Source organism: Caballeronia zhejiangensis (assembly GCF_022879815.1).
Lineage (GTDB): Bacteria > Pseudomonadota > Gammaproteobacteria > Burkholderiales > Burkholderiaceae > Caballeronia > Caballeronia zhejiangensis.
The window spans coordinates 1269796-1288662 of sequence record NZ_CP084283.1 but is presented as its reverse complement, the minus strand read 5'-3'; the positions used below and the strand labels follow the sequence as shown (position 1 = coordinate 1288662).

Sequence of the window (18867 nt, the reverse complement as noted above, 5' to 3'; positions counted from 1 at the left end):
GCACATAACGAATCGGTAGTGGAGGAGTACATGGAAGGCTTTGTCACCGACTGGCTCAATCTCGTATTGCGCTGTCTGCACGTCATCGTCGCGATCGCGTGGATCGGCGAATCGTTCTATTTCGTCGCGCTGGACAACAGTTTGAAACCGCCAACCGACCCGAACGCGCGCCGGCGCGGCGTGTTCGGCGATTTCTGGCACGTTCACGGCGGCGGTTTCTATCACATGCAGAAGTATTCCGTCGCGCCGCAGGACATGCCGGAAAACCTGCACTGGTCGTTCTGGCCGTCGTACACGACGTGGATGTCGGGCTTCGGCCTCTTCTTCGTGCTGTATCTGATGGCGCCGAGCACGTATCTCATCGACAAGAGCGTGCTCGACATGGGTCCGGTGGTCGCCGTATCGGCCGCGCTCGGCTTTCTGATGGCCGGCTGGATCGTGTACGACACGCTGTGCCGCGTGCTCGGCACCAACGACAAGCTGCTCGGCATCTGCGTCGGCATCTATGTGCTGATCGCTGCGTTCATCGCGTGCCATGTGTTCGCGGGCCGCGCGGCGTATCTGATCACCGGCGCGATGATCGCGACGATCATGTCGGCGAACGTGTTCTTCGTCATCATTCCGGGCCAGCGCAAGATGGTCGCCGCGATGCTCAAGGGCGAAACGCCGAACGCGATCTACGGCAAGCGCGGCAAGCAGCGCTCCGTGCACAACACGTACTTCACGTTGCCGGTGGTGTTCGCGATGCTGTCGAACCACTACGCGATGACCTACACGCACAAGTACAACTGGCTGATCCTCGTGCTCATCATGCTGGCGGGCGCGCTGATTCGCCAGTTCTTCGTGATGCGCCATCGCGGCCAGGTGCTGTGGTACATGCCGGTCGCGGGTCTCGTGCTGGTGCTCGGCGCGTTCGCATGGACTATGCCCGCACCTTCGGTGCCCGTCGCCCAGGCCGCAGGCGCGCCGACGATCAAGGTCTCCGACATTCAGCCGATCATCCAGCAGCGTTGCGCGACGTGCCACTCCGCGCATCCGACGATGATGGGCAGCGCACCCGCCGGCGTCCTGCTCGATACGCCCGCGGAAATCAAGCAGAATGCGCAGCGCGTGCATCAGCAGGCCGTGACGCTGAAGGCGATGCCGCTCGGCAACGTCACGCAAATGACGGATGCGGAGCGTCAGAAGGTGGCGGCGTGGTTTGCAGGCGGCGCTGTCGAATAAGCTTGCCGCTGCGCGCAATGAAATGCCCCGCTTCGTTCGGAAGCGGGGCATTTTTGATTCGACCTTCAACGTGCGAAGTAATCCTTCACCGCGCGAACGACCGTGTCGATATCGGCGCGCGACACATCGCGATGCGTGACGAAGCGCGACGCATAGAGCATCTGCGTGAGGATGCCGCGCTCCTTCAGAAAGGCTTCGAGCCGCGCGCAATGCGCCTCGGGAATCTGCGCGAAGACCATGTTCGTCGCGTGCGACTGAATCTTGATGCCATCGATCTGTGCGAGGCCGGCGGCGAGATGCGCGGCGTTGTCGTGGTCTTGCACGAGGCCATCGACGTGATGATCGAGCGCATACAGACACGCCGCCGCCAGCACGCCCGACTGGCGCATGCCGCCGCCGAGCACCTTTCGCCAGCGGCTCGCGACATCGATCAATGCCTTCGATCCGACCAGCACCGAACCGACCGGCGCGCCCAGCCCCTTCGAGAAGCAGACGGAAACCGAGTCGAACGGCGCGCACAGTTCGCCGACTGGTTTGTCCGATGCCACCGCCGCATTGAATATGCGCGCGCCGTCGAGATGCGTCGACAGACCGCGACTGCGCGCGAGTTGCGTCGCCTCCGCGACATAAGACGCCGGCAGCACCTTCCCGCCGATGGTGTTTTCGAGCGCGAGCAGACGCGTGCGCGCGAAGTGATTGTCGATCGGCTTGATCGCCGCCGCGATCTTGTCGAGCGGCAAGGCGCCGTCGGGCGCGTTTTCGATCGGCTGCGGCTGGATGCTGCCGAGCACCGCCGCGCCGCCGCCTTCGTACTTGTACGTGTGCGCCTGCTGGCCGACGATGTATTCGTCGCCGCGCGCGCAATGCGCCATCAACGCCGCGAGGTTGCTCTGCGTGCCGCTCGGAAAGAACAGGCCCGCTTCCTTGCCCGTGCGCTCCGCGAGCCTGCCTTGCAATTCGATGACGGTCGGATCGTCGCCCCAGACATCGTCGCCGACTTTGGCCGCGGTCATCGCGGCGAGCATCGGCTGACTGGGACGGGTGACGGTGTCGCTGCGAAGATCGATCATGCGTGGTTCCTTGTTTCAGGCTCGTCTGGGCCGACTATCTTAGCCGTTCGATAAAGAGCGCGCCCCGAAACGCGAAAGGCCGGCGCGCCCGCACCGGCCTTTCGATACGCGATAACGACGCGCCGCTTACGGTTCCACGACGTTGAAGTCGTTGTCGACCTGTTCGAGCGCGCCGAGCAGCGACTTGAACGCGTCGAGATCGCCCGTGACGCGGATCTGACCTTCGCGCAGTGCGCCCGCGAAGCCGGTTTCGCCGCAGAGGATCAGATTCAGCGTCTCGCGCGTCATGTCGATCTGCGCGTGCGGCGGCAACGCAGACGGCAGCGCAGACCACGTCAGCGCGCCGTGCTGCAGATTCACGGAGAAGCGCTTGTCGACATCGCTGAAACGCCAGTCGAAGCGCGCAGTCAGATTCTGTGCCTTCAGCCCGTCGATACGCACCGCCAGATAGTCGAAGAACATGTCTTCGGTGATCGCGCACACCATGTCGCGGCTGCGGCTCGCGAACTGCGTCGCCGCGCGATGCCCTTCCCGCAACTCGCGCGCACCCAGAAGGAACGCATTGCGCCACGTCGCCGATTCGGCCTGATAGCCCATCTGCTCCAGCGCCGCCGCGCCCAGTGCGCGCGCTTCGAGCAACTGCGGCTGCGCGAACACGAGATGATTCATCACCTGAGCGACCCAGCGATATTCGCCCTTGCCGAAATCCCGGCGCGCGCGTTCGAGCACGGCATCCGCGCCGCCCATGTACTCGACGTAGCGCGGCGCCGCCAGTTCCGGCGGCAGCGCGTGCAGATTCGACGGATTGCCGTCGTACCAGCTCAGATACTGCTGATAGATGGCCTTCACGTTGTGCGACACCGTGCCGTAATAGCCGCGCGCGTGCCACAGCGCGTGAAGCGAATCGGGAAGGCGCATGACCTCCGCGATCTCGGCCGCGTTCATGCCGCGATTCATCATGCGTACGGTCTGATCGTGCAGATACTTGTATAGATCGCGCTGTGCTTCGAGATATCCGGCGATACGCTCGCGGCCCCAAGTCGGCCAGTTGTGCTGCGCGAACACGACATCCGCGTGGCGTCCGAAGCGCTCCAGCGATTCGCCCAGATAGCGCGCCCAGCGTTGCGCATTGCGCACGTTCGCGCCGCGCAGCGGACACAGATTGTGCAGCGAGCGCGTGCCGTTCTCCGCGAGATTGAGCGCGCGCTCCTGCGGGAAGTAAAAATGCATTTCGGCGGGCGCTTCGCTTTCCGGCGTCAGCTGGAAAACGATCTCGACGCCGTCGATGACATGCGTCTCCAGCGGCTCGCGAATGAGCTGCGTCGGCGGAATCAGCGTGATCGTGCCGCGCGGCATGGTCTTGCCCATGCCGGCATCGATCTGGCAGCACGCGTTGCGCGCGAGCGTGTGGCCGAACTGGAACTGCGCGCGACGCGCCATCGCCGGGCCGGCCATCACGTTTTCCGACACCGCCTCTTCCATGAACCCGGCCGGCGCGATGATCGCCGTGCGCCCGGCCTGCACATCCGCGTCATTCGTGACGCCGCGCACGCCGCCGAAATGATCCGCGTGGCTATGGCTGTAGATGACGGCCACGACCGGACGCTTCGGCCGATGCGCGCAATAGAGCGCGAGCGCGGCCTCGGCGGTTTCCTTGCATGTCAGCGGATCGATGACGATGAGCCCGCTGTCGCCCTCGATGAACGTGACGTTCGAGACGTCGAAACCCCGCACCTGATAAATGCGCTCCGTCACCTTGAAAAGGCCGTGCAGCGAATTGATGCGGGCGTGACGCCACAGCGACGGATGCGCGGTGTCGGGCGCCTCGGGCTCGTTCAGAAAGGCGTAGTCCGCGAGGCTCCAGACGAGCTGGCCATATGCGCCGCGCACTTCGGCGTCCGGCACCGTGCCGATGAATCCGCGCCGCGCGTCCGCTTCCTCCTCGGGATCGTCGGGAGGCAGTTCGTGCAGCGCGCGCTCGTGCGCCGCGCGCGTCGCCGCGGTCGCCGGCAGCGACGGCGGATAAGGTTTCGGCAGCGCCTGTGTGTCACCGTTTTGCATGCGATGTTCCCCGCTGAATTAGATTGCCTCGACGCGCGTCTCGGTGGAGACGGCGGCACGAATGAGATCCGCGGCCTTCTCCGCGATCATGATGGTCGGCGCGTTCGTGTTGCCGCCGATGATCGTCGGCATGACCGAGGCGTCGGCCACGCGCAGACCATCGATGCCGCGCACGCGCAGGTCGGGGTCGACGACCGCGAGTTCATCGACGCCCATCTTGCATGTCCCGACCGGATGAAAGAGCGTGTCCGCATGCTGGCGGATGTAAGCGCGAATGGCGCGCTCATCGCCCTCGCCGGGGCCGAAATCGTCGGTCATGAGCTCGCGCCCGCCCGCTTGCGCAAGCGCGGGCTGCGAGAAAATCCGGCGAATGAGCCGCACGCCGGTCACGAGGTTGTCCATGTCGGATTCCACGCTCAGATAGCGCGGATCGATGAGCGGCGCATCGCGCATGTCGCGCGACTTGAGGCGAAGCACGCCACGGCTTTTCGGACGCAGGTTGGTCGCGTGACAGCTGTATCCCGGCGGCGCTTTCCTGCCCGCGCCGTCGCCACGGCTGCCCACGAGCGCGAGAATGAACGCGAACTGCAGATCGGGTTCCGCGAGCCCTTCGCGGCTGCGCGTGAAGCCGCCCGCCTCGATGATGTTGGATGCGAACATGCCTGTGCGGTCGCGCCTGTAGCGCATCAGCTCCGGAATCATGCGCGCGATGTTGCGCCACGAGTAGCCGTAGAGATCGGCGGTCGGCACGGCCTTCTTGATCGTGATGTCGATGTGATCCTGCAGGTTCTCGCCGACGCCCGGCAGATCGTGCACGACATCGATACCCATCTCGCGCAGATGCGCGGCCGGGCCGATTCCCGATGCCAGAAGCAGTTGCGGCGAATTGAACGCGCCCGCGCACACGATGACCTCGCGACGCGCACGCAGGCTGCGCTCGACGCCATCGCGCACGACGCGCACGCCGGTCGCCCGCTTGCCGTCGAACTCAATGCGCAGCGCGATCGTGCCGGTCATCACCGAGAGCGAGTCGCGGCCGCCGCAGAGCGATGCATCGGCTGCGTCGCCGCGATGCAGATACGCGCGCGCCGTGTTCCAGCGCTCGCCGTTGTACTGCGTGACCTGATATAGCCCGACGCCTTCCTGATGCTGTCCGTTGAAATCGTGATTGAGCCGCATGCCCGCCTGCAACGCGGCGTCGATGAAGCGCTGGCTGAACGGATTGAGCGTGCGCTGATCGCAGACGTGCAGCGGGCCTTGCGCGCCGTGGAAGGCGTCGTCGAGACCATTGCGGATCCGGCCGTTCGACTCGGCCTTGCGGAAGTACGGAAGGACTTCTTCGTAGCTCCAGCCGCGGCATCCGAGTTGCGCCCATCGATCGTAATCGTTGCGATGACCGCGGACATACAGCATGCCGTTGATCGACGAGCTGCCGCCGAGTCCGCGGCCGCGCGGCTGAAACGACACCCGGTTGTTCAGCGACGGTTGCGGCAGCGTGTGATAACCGTAGTTGCGCACATTTTCCTTCACCGCCAGCTTCGCCACGCCGACGGGCGCCCACACCGTGTAGTGATGATCGTCCGGGCCGGTCTCCAGCAATGCGACCGTGACCCCTTGCTGGTCGGCAAGGCGGCTCGCGACCGCGCATCCCGCCGATCCTGCCCCGACCACTATGTAGTCATACTGATCGTTACCGCTTACGCTCGCGCGCCTCCTGGCCGAATCGCTCATGCTGTCTCCGTATTTATTAGTGCGGCACCGGACGGTCCCGAGGCGGACGCTGGCCGGATGCAAGCCGTCCGTCAAGGGTAAGGGGCGGGTCTGTCCCGTTCAACGGAGATTTCGGGTGGGAAGGCGGCGATATCGGGTGGTGTGGGTGGCGCTGTGACGAAAAAAAAGACCGGAGGTGCGTTCCGGTCTTTCGTCACTGCGCGGGTGCTGCTTTCGATGCGCCTATCGCAGCGCGTCTTCGGTCAGCCAGAGCGATTCCTTCAGATCCTGCTCGTTGAGGTTGTGCCCTTCGCCGCCGCCGCGATCGACGACGATGTAATCGCTCACCTTCCCCAGCGCGAGCAGCGGGTGATGCCACACGCCTTTCGCATAGTTCACACCCTGCCAGCCGCGCGTGACGAAGGCGCGGATCTTCGATTCGTCGAGATCGCCTGCGGGCGCGACGACGACGAGATACGGCCGGTCATCGAGCGGAATGAACGCCTGGCTGCCGAGCGGATGGCGCTCCATCATCTTGCATTCGAACGGCAGCGTGCGCGGCTGGCCGCGAAACAGATTGACGATCGCGTGGCCGCCGCCGTCCGTCACGTCGACGTTGCACAGATCGTGGAAGCGGATCGTGGTGCCGAGGTTGATTGGAATCTGCTTGGCGCCATCGAGTTCGATGACATCGCCATAAGGCTTGAACGCTGCGCGCGTCAACGGTTCGATAGCGAGTTTCTTCATCATGCAAGGGTTCCGAGGAGACGAAGACGCGACACGCCGCCGTCAGGATAAATATTGAAGCGCACGTGCGTCACCGGGCCGAGCGCGGCGAGTTCGGACTCGAAAAAATGCTGCTTGTCCATCTGCAGTTTCTGTTCGCCGAGCAGCACCGGCCAGAACATCGCCTGCGTGACGAGCGAGCTGTCCGTGCCGCCCTTCACGTATGCCGCCTGAAGCGAGCAGCGGTCGGGGAAATTGCCCTTGAAGTGCGCGGTATCCACTTCGACCTTCTTGATGATGCCCGGCTGCGCCAGCGCGACGATACACCAGTCGTTGCCCGGCTCGCGACGCCGGCGCGTTTCCCAGCCGTCTCCCATGTTCACGCCGCGGCCCGGCATCAGCAAGGTCGATGCGAGACCGAAGTGCTGATTGTTCGTGCCGACCATGTACGCGCCGTTTTCCATCGCGGCGAGATCGACGAGCGCATGCTTGTCCGCGTTGCTCCAGTCGAGTTGCGGCTGGCCATAGACCCGCAGACGCGCGATGCCGCCATCCGGATAGATGTTCACGCGCAGATGCGTGAACGGCTGCGGGACCTCGACTTCGAGATAGTGATGGCTGTTGCCCTGCAGCGTCGTCGACGGGACGATTTCCGTCCATTGCGTCGACTGATTCGGTGCGCCGTCGGCGACATGCGCCCCTTCGATCGACGCCGCCGGCGGGAAGTTGCCGGTGAAGTGGCTCGTGTCGACATCGATGCCCTTGATGACGCCCGGACGCGCGAGCTTGACGATGCACCAGTCATAGCCCGTCGTGCGCTTGCGGCGCGTTTCCCAGCCGTCCATCCACTTGCCGTGATCGTCGTACTTGCCGGGAATGAACACCGCCGGCTCGGGATTCAGCATGCGTTCCTTCGGCGCGAAGAAATCGTCGCTCGCCTCGAGTGCCTGCGCGCCCAGACGCGGGTCCGCCAGGTTCACATAGCGGCGCGTGAAGTCGGGCGCATTGGGATCGAGTGTCGGGATTGCCATTTGTTTCTGTCCTTCTTTTCGTTCGTTTACGGTTGTTTGCGGATTACGCCGCTTGAATCAGGTCGTTCAACCTGAAGCCCGCGATCCGGTAAATCTGGTCGAGACTCGTGCGCAATTCTTCGGCGCGGTCGTGATTCACGCGCGCTTCGAAGTTCGCGATGATGCCGTGACGGTCATAGCCGCGCACCGCGAGAATGAACGGAAACCCGAATTTCTCGCGATACTGCGCGTTCAGCGACTGAAGCCTGTCGAACTCTTCCTGCGTGCACAGATTCAGGCCCGCGCCGCTTTGTTCGCGCGTCGATTCGGCGGTCAGCTCGCCGCGCACCGCCGCTTTGCCCGCGAGCTCCGGGTGCGCGTTGATGAGCGCGAGCTGCCTGTCTTCGCCGGCCTCTTCGACGATCTGCGACATCGCGCGATGCAGCGCGTCGATGTCCTTGAACGGGCGCTGTTGCGCCGCTCTTTCCGGCACCCACGGCGAGTGCTCGAAAATGCCCGCGAGCACCGTCACGAACGTGTCGGCGGGCATGGTGTTGAGTTGGTCGAGTGTGTAGTGCATCGCCTTCATGCCGCCGTCCCGTTGTTAGCTTTTTCGAAAGGATGTTGCTCGCGCCAGTGACGCGCGATGTCGACACGCCGCGTGACCCACACCCGATCATGCTTCTCGATGTGATCGAGGAATTTCTGCAGGCCACGGAAGCGCCCCGGCCGGCCGAGCAAGCGGCAGTGCATGCCGATGGACAGCATCTTCGGCGCGTCGTCGCCTTCTTCGTAGAGCACGTCGAACGCGTCTTTCAGGTACGTGAAGAAGTGATCGCCCGTGTTGAAGCCTTGCGGCGTCGCGAAGCGCATGTCGTTGGTGTCGAGCGTGTACGGCACGATCAGATGCGGCTTCTTCTCGCCGCCCGTCACTTCGACTTCGGTCCAGAACGGCAGGTCGTCGCCGTAGTAGTCCGAGTCGTAGAGGAAACCGCCGTATTCCGCGACCAGCCGATGCGTATTCGGGCTATCGCGCCCGGTATACCAGCCGAGCGGCCGCACGCCCGTCACGCGCTCGATCGCTTCCATGCCGAGGCGCATGTGTTCGGCTTCCTTCTCCGGCGACATGTCCTGATAGTGAATCCACCGATAGCCGTGACACGCGATTTCATGCCCCAGTTCGACGAACGCCTTCGCCACTTCGGGATGCCGCTCGATCGCCATGCCGACGCCGAAGATCGTCAGCGGCATGCCGCGCTTCTCGAACTCGCGCAGGATGCGCCACACGCCCGCGCGCGAACCGTATTCGTAGATCGACTCCATGCTCATGTGACGCGACGGATACGCCGCCGCGCCCACGATCTCCGACAGGAACTGCTCGGAGCCCGGATCGCCGTGCAGCACGCAATTCTCGCCGCCTTCTTCGTAATTGAGCACGAATTGCACGGCGACGCGCGCCCGTCCCGGCCAGTTCGCCTGCACCGGGTGGCGGCCGTAGCCGATCAAATCGCGTGGGTAGTTCGGATCGAGTGACATGGCTGGCGTTCTGCTCAAGCGTTGAAAAAACGGGATTGTCGACGATTCAGTGTAGCTAAAAGACCCGGATGCGCCCATACATCAGGGCGCATAATCCGGGTCACGTCATCGGTATGTGTCCGGCGAAAAGGCTATCGGCGCGGGCTGAAATCCGACAGCACGCCGTCGTACCGTTTCGCGAGCGGGCGCGCGTAGTCGCCGCGTTTCGCCGTGTGCAGCTTCAGCGCGATGAGCGCCTCCGCCCATTTCACCGCGGCCGTCACGCCCTCAACCACCGGCGCGCCGATCGCGTCCTCCACTTCGCGGCAGAACTCCGCCATGCCCGCGCAGCCGAGCACGATGGCGTCCGAGCCGTCTTCGTCGAGCGCGCGCCGGCATTCGTCGATGATCGTCCGACGCGCCGGCGACCCCGGCACATCCAGTTCGAGCACGGGGACGTCTGTCGCGCGGACGTTCTTGCAGAAGCGCTCCATGCCGTAGCGCTCCGCCAGATGCCAAGCCATGCCGACGGTACGCTGCAACGTCGTGACGACGGAAAATCCCGGCGCGATGACGCTCGCCGCATGCATCGCCGCCTCCGCGATGCCGATCACCGGGCCGCGCGCCAGTTCGCGCGCGGCGTAAAGGGCCGGATCGCCGAAGCACGCGATCACATAGCCGTCGAAGCCCTGCTTTTCGCCCGCTTCCACTTCGGCGAGCAGACCGAGCGACGCGACCGCCTCGTCGTAATAGCCTTCGATGGACGGCGGGCCCATCGTCGGGCTGACGGCGACGATCTCCGTGCCGGGCGCGGCGACCTCGCGGGCGCAGCGGCCCATCGAGTCGGTCATGCGCTGCGTCGTGTTGGGGTTGATCAGTTTGATGCGCATTGCTGTCTCCACACTGCCTTTGGAAATTCTCTCAGGTTCCAGCTATCGTTTTAGACTCCGCGCTTGCGATCCGCGAGGAAGTAATAGAACACCGCGCCGAGTCCCGCACCGATGAACCACGAGAAGTTCGCAGCAGCTTCGAGCGACGGCACCGTCACGCAGAGCGTCGCGAGCACGGCGGCCGGCACGAGCGCCATCACCGCGCGGCGGTTCACGCCCTTCGTGTACCAGTACTTGCCCTGTTCCGACACCGTGTAGAGATCGTCGACCACCAGCTTGCCGCGTTTCACGAGATAGAAGTCGAGGATCAGCACGCCATACAGCGGTCCGATGAAGCTGCCGAGAATATCCAGCGTGTAGTGGATCACGGCCGGGTTGTTGAACAGGTTCCACGGCGTGATGAAGATCGACGCGACCGCCGCCATCATGCCGCCCATGCGCCAGCTGATGAGCTTCGGCGCGACGTTCGAGAAGTCGAAGGCCGGCGACACGAAGTTCGCGACGATGTTGATGCCGATGGTCGCGATCGTGAAGGTCAGCGCGCCGAGAATCACAGCAGACGGATGGTCGATGCGGCCGACGGTTTCCACCGGATCCGTGATGAGCTGGCCGAAGACCGGCAGCGTCGCCGCAGTCGTGATGACGGTCACGACCGAGAACGCCAGGAAGTTGACCGGCAGGCCCCAGAAATTGCCGCGCTTCACGCTGCGAAAGCTCTTCCCGTAGCGCGAGAAGTCGCCGAAGTTGAGCATCGGGCCGGAGAAGTACGAAACGACGAGCGCGATCGCGGTGATCATCACGGGAATCACTTCCGTGCCGTGATACTTCACCCCGCCGAGGTTCAGGCCGATATTGTCGATGCCCGCGCGCCACACCATATAGCCGGCGAGAATGAACATCACGACGTAGACGGCGGGACCGGCGAAGTCGATGAACTTCTTGATCATCTCCATGCCGCGCCAGAACACGACGGCCTGCAGCACCCAAAGCAGCATGAAGCCCGCCCAGCCGAGCGCCGAAAGCCCGACGAAGCCGTACTTGTGGACGTCGGCATAAGGCATCAGCGACGGCACGAACTTCAGCACGACGATGACGAGCGCGCTCGACGCCAGATATGTCTGAATGCCGTACCACGCCACCGCAATGAGCCCGCGGATCACGGCCGGAATGTTCGCGCCGAGCACGCCGAACGTGGCGCGGCACGCGACGGGATACGGCACGCCCGCCACCTGGCTCGGTTTGGCGATCAGATTGCACAGCACGTTCACGAGCCCAATGCCGATCAGCAGCGACACCAGCACCTGCCAGCTCGTCAGGCCGAGCGCGAAGAGACTTCCGGCGAACACATAACCGCCGACGCTGTGCACGTCCGACATCCAGAACGCGAAGATGTTGTACGCGCCCCAGGTCTGATTCTTGAGCGGGGCGAGGTCCTCGTTGTAAAGCCGGTCGCTGTAACCGGCGGGCAGATGTTGCTCTTCGTACTCGTTGTCGAGCGGCGGCAGGGTTGAGCTGCCGGATGCACTGAACTGGGCCATGACGTCTCCTTCATTGGCTGCTTGCGTGATGAGAAAACTGCAAATGCTCGGGGTTCAAGCTTCGATCGGATGCCTTCGCTGACGTGTCGGATGTCTCCATCCCGCGCGGCATTCTTCGGATTTGCGTTTTCGCCTTCGGGCATGAGGCCGAGAGCGCGCGAGGCATCGGCCCGGCACGCCCGCCCTGCGGCGGCTTTCATTTCACGCTCACACGAGCGTCCTGTTCGGTGCGATACACGCTACGGATTTTCAAAGCGTGCGACTCTCCACGCGCCTTCGCGCGAAGCGCGAGGCACGGTCTCCAGTTATTTAGTCCTGCTTGATTCAGCCGATGGCAGATAGTCCGATCTGCCGTCTGTCTGCCTTACATATCGAGCGCTCGTTCGCGCTCGGCGGGCTTCATGAACACTTCCTTCAGATCGACCGCGCCGCGTGCCGGCCGCTCCAGCATCTTCAGTTCGACGTCGCGCAGATGTTGCGCCATCAACACGCCGGCTTTCGCTGCATCGCCTGCATCGAGCGCGGCGAGAATCGCTTCGTGATCTTCGAACGAGCACGAACTCTTGCCGAGCGATTCATACAGCGCCGAGATCAGCGTCGAACGCGCGACGAGTCCCGACAGGCATTCGCACAGCACCGTGTTGCCGGTAAGCGCCGCGAGTTCGGTGTGAAACTCGCCGGAGAGCCGGATCCACGACGAAAAATCGTGGCTTTCGAAAGCGCGGCGCTCTTTTCCGATCGTCGCGCTGATCGACTTCAGCCGACGCAGGCCGTGCCCTTGCGCAATTCGGTCCACCACGGCCAATTCGATGATGCGGCGCATTTCGAACACTTCATGCACTTCCTGCAACGATGGACTCGCGACGAACGCCCCGCGATTCGGCTCCAGATCGACGAGCCGTTCGTTCGACAGTTGCGCGAGCGCCTGGCGGACGGTGCCGCGCTTCACGGCGAACACCTCGCATAACTGCGCTTCGGTCAGCTTCGCGCCCGGCGCCAGCCGATGCTCGAGGATCGCGGCGCGGATGTTCTCGGCGATCGACTCGGCGTTCGCCCCGTTGGGAGCGGAATCTGCAGCGTTCGGTGCAGCACTACGCTTGGTGTCGGACATGATGTGCTCGCTTGCATGTTAAGCATCTTAGAATCGACATAAAGATTGTCAACAATTCATTTTTAAAATTATCGGTTACCGCGCGTTTTTCGAGTACCGCGTTTTGCTGAGGCCCAATATCGGCGGGCATCGCAGCAGATTCCACAAGTTTTTGTCAGCATTGTCGCCTCTTTTTTGTCGACAATTCTAGCGCCGACGTGGTGCACGCAGTTGTCGCGGACGGTGCATGAACCGACAGTTAGTTGCAGGGACGAGCTAAAAATAAGGCGCTCGCTTGAGCGCCTTGCCACGCGGACTCAAGCCAGATGCGGGTAATCGGAAAGTTTCAGCGTGAAGCCCCGCTCGCTCGCGATAAGGTGCGCCGCCGCACCGAAAGGCAGCGTCAGCAGATTTTCGACGTGTCCGAACTGCAATCCTGTCACCACCGGAATGCCCGTCACCGACCTCACTTGCTCGATCATCGCGTCGAGCGAATAGCCGTTGTCGTAGTCCGACAGACGGCCGCCGGAGAACTCCCCCATCACGATCGCCTGCTGCCGACCGAGCACGCCCGCCTGATACAGCTGATAAATCATCCGCTCGATGCGAAACGGATGCTCGTTGACATCCTCGATGTACAGGATTCCGCCCTCGACCGGCGGCAGATACGGCGTGCCGACGAGCGACGCCAGAATCGCGAGATTGCCGCCCCACAGCATGCCGGTCGCGTCGACGGTCTGTTGCTGCGGCGTATGGCTCGTGACGGTGAAACTCGGTCGCGAGATCGCGTTCCAGAAGTGCTGCATCGTGAACGAACTGACCTGCTCGGCGCCGAAATCGCCCGCGAACATCGGTCCGCCGAAGCTTTTCACACCGGCGTGCGCGAACAGCGCGCACTGAATCGCGGTGAAATCGCTGTGGCCGACGATCGCCACCGGCTGATCCGCGAGCCTGCGCAGCCCGGTGTAGTCGAGGCCGTGCAGGATGCGCGACGCGCCGTATCCGCCCCGCACGGCAAGTACGATGTCAGGTAACGGGCGCGATGCATCCGCAAGACGATTGAGATCGGCGGCGCGTTCCGCATCGGTGCCGCCGAAGCGCTGGAAGCGTCGGCGCGTCACGTCGACGTTTTCGAGGCGATGCCCTTCCCTGCGCAACCGTCCGATGCCGCGCTCGACGGCCGCCGGATCGTGTGGATAGCCAGAGGGCGCAACGAGGTCGATGGTGCGTGATTTCACGATGTTGTTAGTCGATCAGATGAATCGGCGGCGGGTTGCCCGGCTTCGCGCGCGCGGCGCGCATCGCGTTCGTCGCGCGCGAGGCGGCGGCGCTCGGCGAAGAAATTCATGAGCGCATGCCCGCATTCATCCGCGAGCACGCCGCCCGTCACGGTGGTGTGGTGATTGAGCTGCGCATTCGCGAACATGTCGACGACACTGCCGCACGCGCCCGTTTTCGGGTCCGTGGCGCCGTAGACGACGCGCGAGATGCGCGCGTGCATGATCGCGCCCGCGCACATCAGGCAAGGCTCGAGCGTCACGTAGAGCTCGCAGCCCGGCAAGCGGTAGTTCTGGAGCGATTGGGCGGCGGCGCGCAGCGCGGCCATCTCGGCATGCGCGGACGGATCGTGTCCGCGAATCGGATGATTGAAGCCGGTGGCGATGACATCGTCGCCGAGCACGATGACCGCGCCGACGGGCACTTCGCCCGCGCGACGGGCTTCGTCGGCGGCGCGTTGCGCGAGCGCCATGAAGCGGCGATCGCGTTCGCTGGCAGGATCGGCGATTTGAGCGCTGGGCGCGGGATCGGCCGCATCCGGCAGGCCGGTCACTTGACGTCCACCGCCACGCGCGACTGCGCGCGCTCGGACAAACGCTCCGCGATGCGCCGGCGATATTCATGCGGCACGCAGCCGCCGCCGCGCAGCGACTCGAGCGCCATGTCGAGCGCGAGCATCTTGGCTTGCAGCTGGCAACGGGCCGCGGGGTCCGTCACCTTGTCGAACTCTTCCTGAAGCCCGCGCAGCGCGCGAAGCTGTTCGACTGCCGGCGGGACGAAGCCCGCATTCTTGAGGATTCGATTGGCGACGCGCACTTCCTCGGGCACGAGGGTGTCGTCGTCGAAGTGAAGCGGTGCGCCCGCGCCCGGCAGGTTGTTGAACTCGCCACGCGCAGCGGCTTCGTTGATCCGCTGTTCGACCAAAGCATCTAGCAATTTCATCGGGGATTACGACCGGTTTTCACCCGCGAACGGGCGCGGTCTGTCACGATTTCCGTTGGTTAGCTCGAAGTCGGAAGGCAGCCGGAAAACCACGCTCGCGCGTTGTTCGGCACGTCTCGACAATCCAGCGCACATTCTATCAGCGGCGGCGGCACCGGTTTCGTCGAAGACAAGCCGGCCCGCCGCGCGTCGTCGTATACCGGGCTTATCGCCGTGCTTATGCGTCGTTCGCGCAACATCCATTGACCGCGTCATGACGATTGTGCTTGTACGACGACTACGCGTTCTGTCGCGTGTAGCCTTCTGTCGCGAGCAGAAGCCGGCGCGTGTACTCGTGCGTAACGTCGCGCGAACGCACGGCATCGCCGCCCAGTTGCTCGACGATTTCGCCGTTGCGCATGACCGCGACGCGCTGGCAAAGAAAGCCGATCACGGCGAGATTGTGGCTCACGAGGATCATCGTCAGCTTGCGTTCGCGATGCAGGCGGCGCAGCAGGTTCAGGATTTCCGCCTGGACGGAGACATCGAGCGCGGAGGTCGGCTCGTCGAGCAGCAGCACGCGCGGCTCGACGATCAACGCGCGCGCGATCGACACGCGCTGGCGCTGCCCGCCCGATAACTGATGCGGATAGCGAAATCGATACGCCGGACCGAGCCCGACTTCGGCGAGCGCGGCGAGAATGCGCGTGTCTTCGTCGCCGATGCCGTTGATCGCGAGCGGCTCGCGCAAGGTCTTGTCGACGGTGAAGCGCGGATGCAGCGCGCCGTACGGGTCCTGGAACACCATCTGCACGTCGCGGCTTCCAGGGCGCGATCCGATGCTTATCCTGCCGCCCGACAGCGGCGTCAGCCCGGCGAGCCCGCGCAACAACGTCGACTTGCCGCTGCCCGATTCGCCGACGAGTCCGAAAACCTCGCCCTCTTCCACGCGCAGCGAAACGTCGCGCACGGCGTCGACGTGACCGCTCTTCGTCTTGAAGCGGATGAGCGCGCGCTCGATTTCGATCATCGCGCGATGCCTTCATCGAGCCACGCGGGGTCGCGGCGCAGCGTCGGCAACTCGTCGGGCGGATTCTCGAGCGGCGGATTCGCTTCGAGCAGCCCGCGCGTGTACGGATGCGTCGCGTGAACGAGATCGCGCGCCGCGCACGTCTCGACGACGCGACCGCCGTACATCACCGCGACGCGGTCGCAGAACGACATCACGAGCGGCAAATCGTGACTGATGAACACGAGGCCGGTATCGTGGCGCGCGATCATCTCGTCGAGCACGGCAAGCACCTGCATCGATACGAGGACATCGAGCGCGCTCGTGGGTTCGTCGGCGATCAGAAGGCGCGGGCCGGCCGAGACCATCATCGCGATCATGACGCGCTGGCCCATGCCGCCGGACAGTTCGTGCGGATACGCATCCGCGACACGCTGCGGATCGCGGATATGCACCGCTTCCAGCGCTGCGACGATGCGCTCGCGCAACGCGCGCCGGCCTTCTTTCACACCCTGCCGCACAAAGGTTTCGCGCATCTGCTGCGCGACGGTCATCACCGGGTTCAGCGAGAACTTCGGATCCTGCAGGATCATGCTCATGCGCGTGCCGCACAGGCGGCGGCGCGCTTTCGGGCGCATCGCGAGCAGGTCCTGCCCTTCGAAACGCAGCGCCTTAGCCGACCATTTTGCCTCGGGCGGCAGCAGTCCGAGCAGCGCGCGCCCCGTCAGCGATTTTCCCGATCCCGATTCGCCGACGATGCCGAGCCGCTCGCCGCGCCGCACCGTCAGCGATACGCCGCGCACGGCGGGCATGAGCACGCCGTCATGGCTCGCGAAGGCCACGTCCAGTCCGTCGATTTCAGCCAGCGCATCGGGCATGTCAGCCTCCGTGACGCGGATCGAAGACGTCGCGCAGACCGTCGCCGAGCAGGTTGAAGGCGAGGCTCACCGCGAGGATCGCGAGGCCGGGAATCGTCGCGACCCACCACGCGTCGAGCAGCACGTTGCGGCCCGCCGCGACCATGTAACCCCATTCCGGGCTCGGCGGCTGCGCGCCCAGTCCGAGAAAGCCGAGACCGGCGACGGCGAGAATGATGCCGGCCATGTCGAGCGTCGCGCGCACGATCACCGACGACGAGCACAGCGGCACGATATACCGCAGCAGAATGCGCAGATGCGAAGCGCCTTGCAGACGCGCCACATGGATGTAATCGGCCTGCGCGAGCCGCAGCGACTCCGCGCGCGCGAGACGCGCATACGGCGGCCACGCGGTGATCGACAGCGCGATCACCGCATTGAGCACGCCCGGCCCGAGCGCGGCGGCGAACGCGAGCGCGAGCACGATCTTCGGAAATGCGAGCGCGACGTCGGTCAAGCGCATCAGCACCGTATCGACGATGCCGCCGCAATAACCCGCCACCGTGCCCATCAAAAGCCCGACCGGCACCACGAGCACGACGACGAGCATCGCGATCGCGAGCGTCAGGCGCGAGCCGTGCACGAGCCGCGAAAGGATGTCGCGGCCGAGTTGATCGGTGCCGAACCAGTGCGCCGCGCCGGGCGGCGTCAGACGTTCGGCGAGCACCTGCTGCAACGGATCCTGCGTGACGAGCATCGGCCCGAACGCCGCGACTACGATCAGCAGCAGCAGGATCGCGAGTCCGAGCATGCTCAACGGATTCGACGAGAACCGCCGCCAGCGCCGATACGCGCGCCCGAGCGCGGCTTGACGCGGCGACGCGGGCGTATCGGTCAGGAGCCACGCGCGCAAGCCCGTTCGCGGCTGTTTCATCTGCGCAAGATCCTCCATGTCAGCGCGCACGCGGATCGAACACGCGATACAGCGCGTCGGTCAACAGATTGAGCGCGATGAACGTCGCGCCGATCACGAGCGTGCTGCCGAGCACGGCGTTCATGTCGGCGTTCAACAGCGCGCCCGTCAGATACGAGCCGATGCCCGGCCACGCGAACACGATCTCCGTCAGCACCGAGCCTTCGAGCAGATAGCTGTATGCGAGCGCGATCACCGTCAGCAGCGGCACCGCGATATTGCCGAACGCGTGCCGCCAGATCACGCGGCGCTCGGGCAGCCCTTTCGCGCGCGCGGTCGTCACGTATTCCTGGCTCAGTTGTTCGAGCATGAACGAGCGCGTCATCCGCGACAGATACGCGATCGAATAGAACGCGAGCACGCTCGCCGGCAGCGCGATATGCGAGAACGCGTTCTCGAAGACATCCCATTCGCCGGCGATGAGCGAATCGATGAGCAAACTGCCCGTGCGGGTATCGACCATGCCGTCGTAAAGCGGATCGATGCGTCCCGGCCCGGACACCCAATGCAGCCGCGCGTAAAAGAGCAGCAGGCCCATCAGCGCGAGCCAGAACACCGGCACGGAGCTTCCGGCGAGCCCGATCACGCGCGCGATGTGATCGACGATGCGATTGTGCTTCACCGCCGCCGCGACGCCGAGCGGCACGCCGATCGCGATGCCGATGAAGGTCGAGAGCGTCGCGAGTTCGAGCGTCGCGGGAAAGACGCGCTTGATGTCGTCGATGACCGGATTTGCCGTCAACAGCGAAATGCCGAGATTGCCGTGCAGCACGTCGCGCGCGTAGATCAGGAATTGTTCGATGAGCGGCTTGTCGAGACCGAGCCGCAGACGCGCGGCGGCATAAGCCGTCGCGGACGCGCGATCGCCGAGAATCGCGAGCACCGGATCGATCGGAATCTTGCGGCCGATGAAAAACGTGATCGCGAGCAAGCCCGTGAACGTGATGGCGAGCATCGCGATCCAGCGCGCGAGCGCCAACGCGATGCGCGCGCCG

18 protein-coding genes are annotated in these 18867 nt (G+C 64.3%); 1 reads left to right on the top strand and 17 read right to left on the bottom strand.

What is annotated here, in order from left to right; all coding sequences use genetic code 11:
• Positions 1-30 precede the first annotated feature (30 nt).
• Positions 31-1224, top strand: coding sequence for a urate hydroxylase PuuD (locus tag LDZ23_RS06190; RefSeq protein WP_008350004.1), 1194 nt, complete (start codon positions 31-33; stop codon positions 1222-1224).
• A 65-nt stretch (positions 1225-1289) separates the two neighbouring features.
• Here the strand turns inward: LDZ23_RS06190 and ltaE are convergent, their stop codons facing one another.
• The 17 genes from ltaE to LDZ23_RS06105 form a co-directional block, all read right to left on the bottom strand.
• On the bottom strand, positions 1290-2294 hold the full coding sequence (ltaE, locus tag LDZ23_RS06185; RefSeq protein ID WP_244808035.1) for a low-specificity L-threonine aldolase: 1005 nt from the start codon (positions 2292-2294) through the stop codon (positions 1290-1292).
• Positions 2295-2420: 126 nt separating this feature from the next.
• Positions 2421-4355, bottom strand: coding sequence for an alkyl/aryl-sulfatase (locus tag LDZ23_RS06180; RefSeq protein WP_175980001.1), 1935 nt, complete (start codon positions 4353-4355; stop codon positions 2421-2423).
• Positions 4356-4373: 18 nt separating this feature from the next.
• Positions 4374-6086 carry a GMC family oxidoreductase gene (locus LDZ23_RS06175; protein WP_034473584.1) on the bottom strand — a complete coding sequence of 571 codons (1713 nt, stop codon included), beginning with the start codon at positions 6084-6086 and terminating at the stop codon, positions 4374-4376.
• Positions 6087-6308: 222 nt separating this feature from the next.
• Positions 6309-6812, bottom strand: a complete 504-nt coding sequence (locus tag LDZ23_RS06170; RefSeq protein ID WP_033537260.1) for an ureidoglycolate lyase — start codon at positions 6810-6812, stop codon at positions 6309-6311.
• Positions 6812-7822 (bottom strand): allantoicase, encoded by a 1011-nt coding sequence (alc, locus tag LDZ23_RS06165; protein WP_244808034.1) that lies wholly within the window; start codon positions 7820-7822, stop codon positions 6812-6814. Before alc ends, LDZ23_RS06170 begins: the two co-directional genes overlap by 1 nt.
• A 43-nt stretch (positions 7823-7865) precedes the next feature.
• On the bottom strand, positions 7866-8390 hold the full coding sequence (gene uraD, locus LDZ23_RS06160) for a 2-oxo-4-hydroxy-4-carboxy-5-ureidoimidazoline decarboxylase (protein ID WP_008350016.1): 525 nt from the start codon (positions 8388-8390) through the stop codon (positions 7866-7868).
• Positions 8387-9337, bottom strand: coding sequence for an allantoinase PuuE (gene puuE, locus LDZ23_RS06155; RefSeq protein WP_034473579.1), 951 nt, complete (start codon positions 9335-9337; stop codon positions 8387-8389). The genes uraD and puuE overlap by 4 nt, the downstream gene beginning before the upstream one ends.
• Before the next feature lie 131 nt (positions 9338-9468).
• The gene (locus tag LDZ23_RS06150) at positions 9469-10206 is read right to left on the bottom strand and encodes an aspartate/glutamate racemase family protein (RefSeq protein ID WP_008350020.1); all 738 of its coding nucleotides are present in this window, start codon (positions 10204-10206) and stop codon (positions 9469-9471) included.
• 50 nt (positions 10207-10256) lie between these two features.
• Positions 10257-11744: an NCS1 family nucleobase:cation symporter-1 gene (locus LDZ23_RS06145; RefSeq protein ID WP_244808033.1), complete on the bottom strand. Its 1488-nt coding sequence runs from the start codon at positions 11742-11744 to the stop codon at positions 10257-10259.
• Positions 11745-12108: 364 nt separating this feature from the next.
• On the bottom strand, positions 12109-12855 hold the full coding sequence (locus LDZ23_RS06140; protein ID WP_244808032.1) for a GntR family transcriptional regulator: 747 nt from the start codon (positions 12853-12855) through the stop codon (positions 12109-12111).
• A gap of 296 nt (positions 12856-13151) precedes the next feature.
• Positions 13152-14075, bottom strand: a complete 924-nt coding sequence (ldcA, locus tag LDZ23_RS06135) for a muramoyltetrapeptide carboxypeptidase (RefSeq protein ID WP_244808113.1) — start codon at positions 14073-14075, stop codon at positions 13152-13154.
• Complete coding sequence (gene tadA, locus LDZ23_RS06130) at positions 14069-14665, bottom strand: tRNA adenosine(34) deaminase TadA (RefSeq protein ID WP_425306895.1); 597 nt, start codon at positions 14663-14665, stop codon at positions 14069-14071. Before tadA ends, ldcA begins: the two co-directional genes overlap by 7 nt.
• Positions 14662-15054, bottom strand: coding sequence for a DnaJ family domain-containing protein (locus tag LDZ23_RS06125; RefSeq protein ID WP_033537251.1), 393 nt, complete (start codon positions 15052-15054; stop codon positions 14662-14664). The genes tadA and LDZ23_RS06125 overlap by 4 nt, the downstream gene beginning before the upstream one ends.
• A 277-nt stretch (positions 15055-15331) precedes the next feature.
• Positions 15332-16063 carry an ABC transporter ATP-binding protein gene (locus LDZ23_RS06120; protein ID WP_244808031.1) on the bottom strand — a complete coding sequence of 244 codons (732 nt, stop codon included), beginning with the start codon at positions 16061-16063 and terminating at the stop codon, positions 15332-15334.
• Positions 16060-16920, bottom strand: a complete 861-nt coding sequence (locus LDZ23_RS06115) for an ABC transporter ATP-binding protein (RefSeq protein ID WP_244808030.1) — start codon at positions 16918-16920, stop codon at positions 16060-16062. The genes LDZ23_RS06120 and LDZ23_RS06115 overlap by 4 nt, the downstream gene beginning before the upstream one ends.
• 1 nt (position 16921) lies before the next feature.
• Positions 16922-17833: a nickel transporter permease gene (gene nikC, locus LDZ23_RS06110; RefSeq protein WP_244808029.1), complete on the bottom strand. Its 912-nt coding sequence runs from the start codon at positions 17831-17833 to the stop codon at positions 16922-16924.
• Positions 17834-17852: 19 nt separating this feature from the next.
• Positions 17853-18827, bottom strand: a complete 975-nt coding sequence (locus LDZ23_RS06105) for an ABC transporter permease (protein WP_235366356.1) — start codon at positions 18825-18827, stop codon at positions 17853-17855.
• Positions 18828-18867 lie beyond the last annotated feature (40 nt).

Excerpts from the sequence above, each read along its gene's own strand:
- alc (WP_244808034.1), bottom strand. The coding sequence starts at position 7,822 with ATGGCAATCCCGACACTCGATCCCAATGCGCCCGACTTCACGCGCCGC.
- LDZ23_RS06190 (WP_008350004.1), top strand. The coding sequence starts at position 31 with ATGGAAGGCTTTGTCACCGACTGGCTCAATCTCGTATTGCGCTGTCTG.
- LDZ23_RS06150 (WP_008350020.1), bottom strand. The coding sequence starts at position 10,206 with ATGCGCATCAAACTGATCAACCCCAACACGACGCAGCGCATGACCGAC.
- LDZ23_RS06140 (WP_244808032.1), bottom strand. The coding sequence starts at position 12,855 with ATGTCCGACACCAAGCGTAGTGCTGCACCGAACGCTGCAGATTCCGCT.
- nikC (WP_244808029.1), bottom strand. The coding sequence starts at position 17,833 with ATGAAACAGCCGCGAACGGGCTTGCGCGCGTGGCTCCTGACCGATACG.
- puuE (WP_034473579.1), bottom strand. The coding sequence starts at position 9,337 with ATGTCACTCGATCCGAACTACCCACGCGATTTGATCGGCTACGGCCGC.
- LDZ23_RS06175 (WP_034473584.1), bottom strand. The coding sequence starts at position 6,086 with ATGAGCGATTCGGCCAGGAGGCGCGCGAGCGTAAGCGGTAACGATCAG.
- ltaE (WP_244808035.1), bottom strand. The coding sequence starts at position 2,294 with ATGATCGATCTTCGCAGCGACACCGTCACCCGTCCCAGTCAGCCGATG.
- LDZ23_RS06120 (WP_244808031.1), bottom strand. The coding sequence starts at position 16,063 with ATGATCGAAATCGAGCGCGCGCTCATCCGCTTCAAGACGAAGAGCGGT.
- LDZ23_RS06125 (WP_033537251.1), bottom strand. The coding sequence starts at position 15,054 with ATGAAATTGCTAGATGCTTTGGTCGAACAGCGGATCAACGAAGCCGCT.
- LDZ23_RS06180 (WP_175980001.1), bottom strand. The coding sequence starts at position 4,355 with ATGCAAAACGGTGACACACAGGCGCTGCCGAAACCTTATCCGCCGTCG.
- LDZ23_RS06115 (WP_244808030.1), bottom strand. The coding sequence starts at position 16,920 with ATGCCCGATGCGCTGGCTGAAATCGACGGACTGGACGTGGCCTTCGCG.
- uraD (WP_008350016.1), bottom strand. The coding sequence starts at position 8,390 with ATGAAGGCGATGCACTACACACTCGACCAACTCAACACCATGCCCGCC.
- LDZ23_RS06105 (WP_235366356.1), bottom strand. The coding sequence starts at position 18,827 with ATGCTCGCCATCACGTTCACGGGCTTGCTCGCGATCACGTTTTTCATC.
- LDZ23_RS06145 (WP_244808033.1), bottom strand. The coding sequence starts at position 11,744 with ATGGCCCAGTTCAGTGCATCCGGCAGCTCAACCCTGCCGCCGCTCGAC.
- LDZ23_RS06170 (WP_033537260.1), bottom strand. The coding sequence starts at position 6,812 with ATGAAGAAACTCGCTATCGAACCGTTGACGCGCGCAGCGTTCAAGCCT.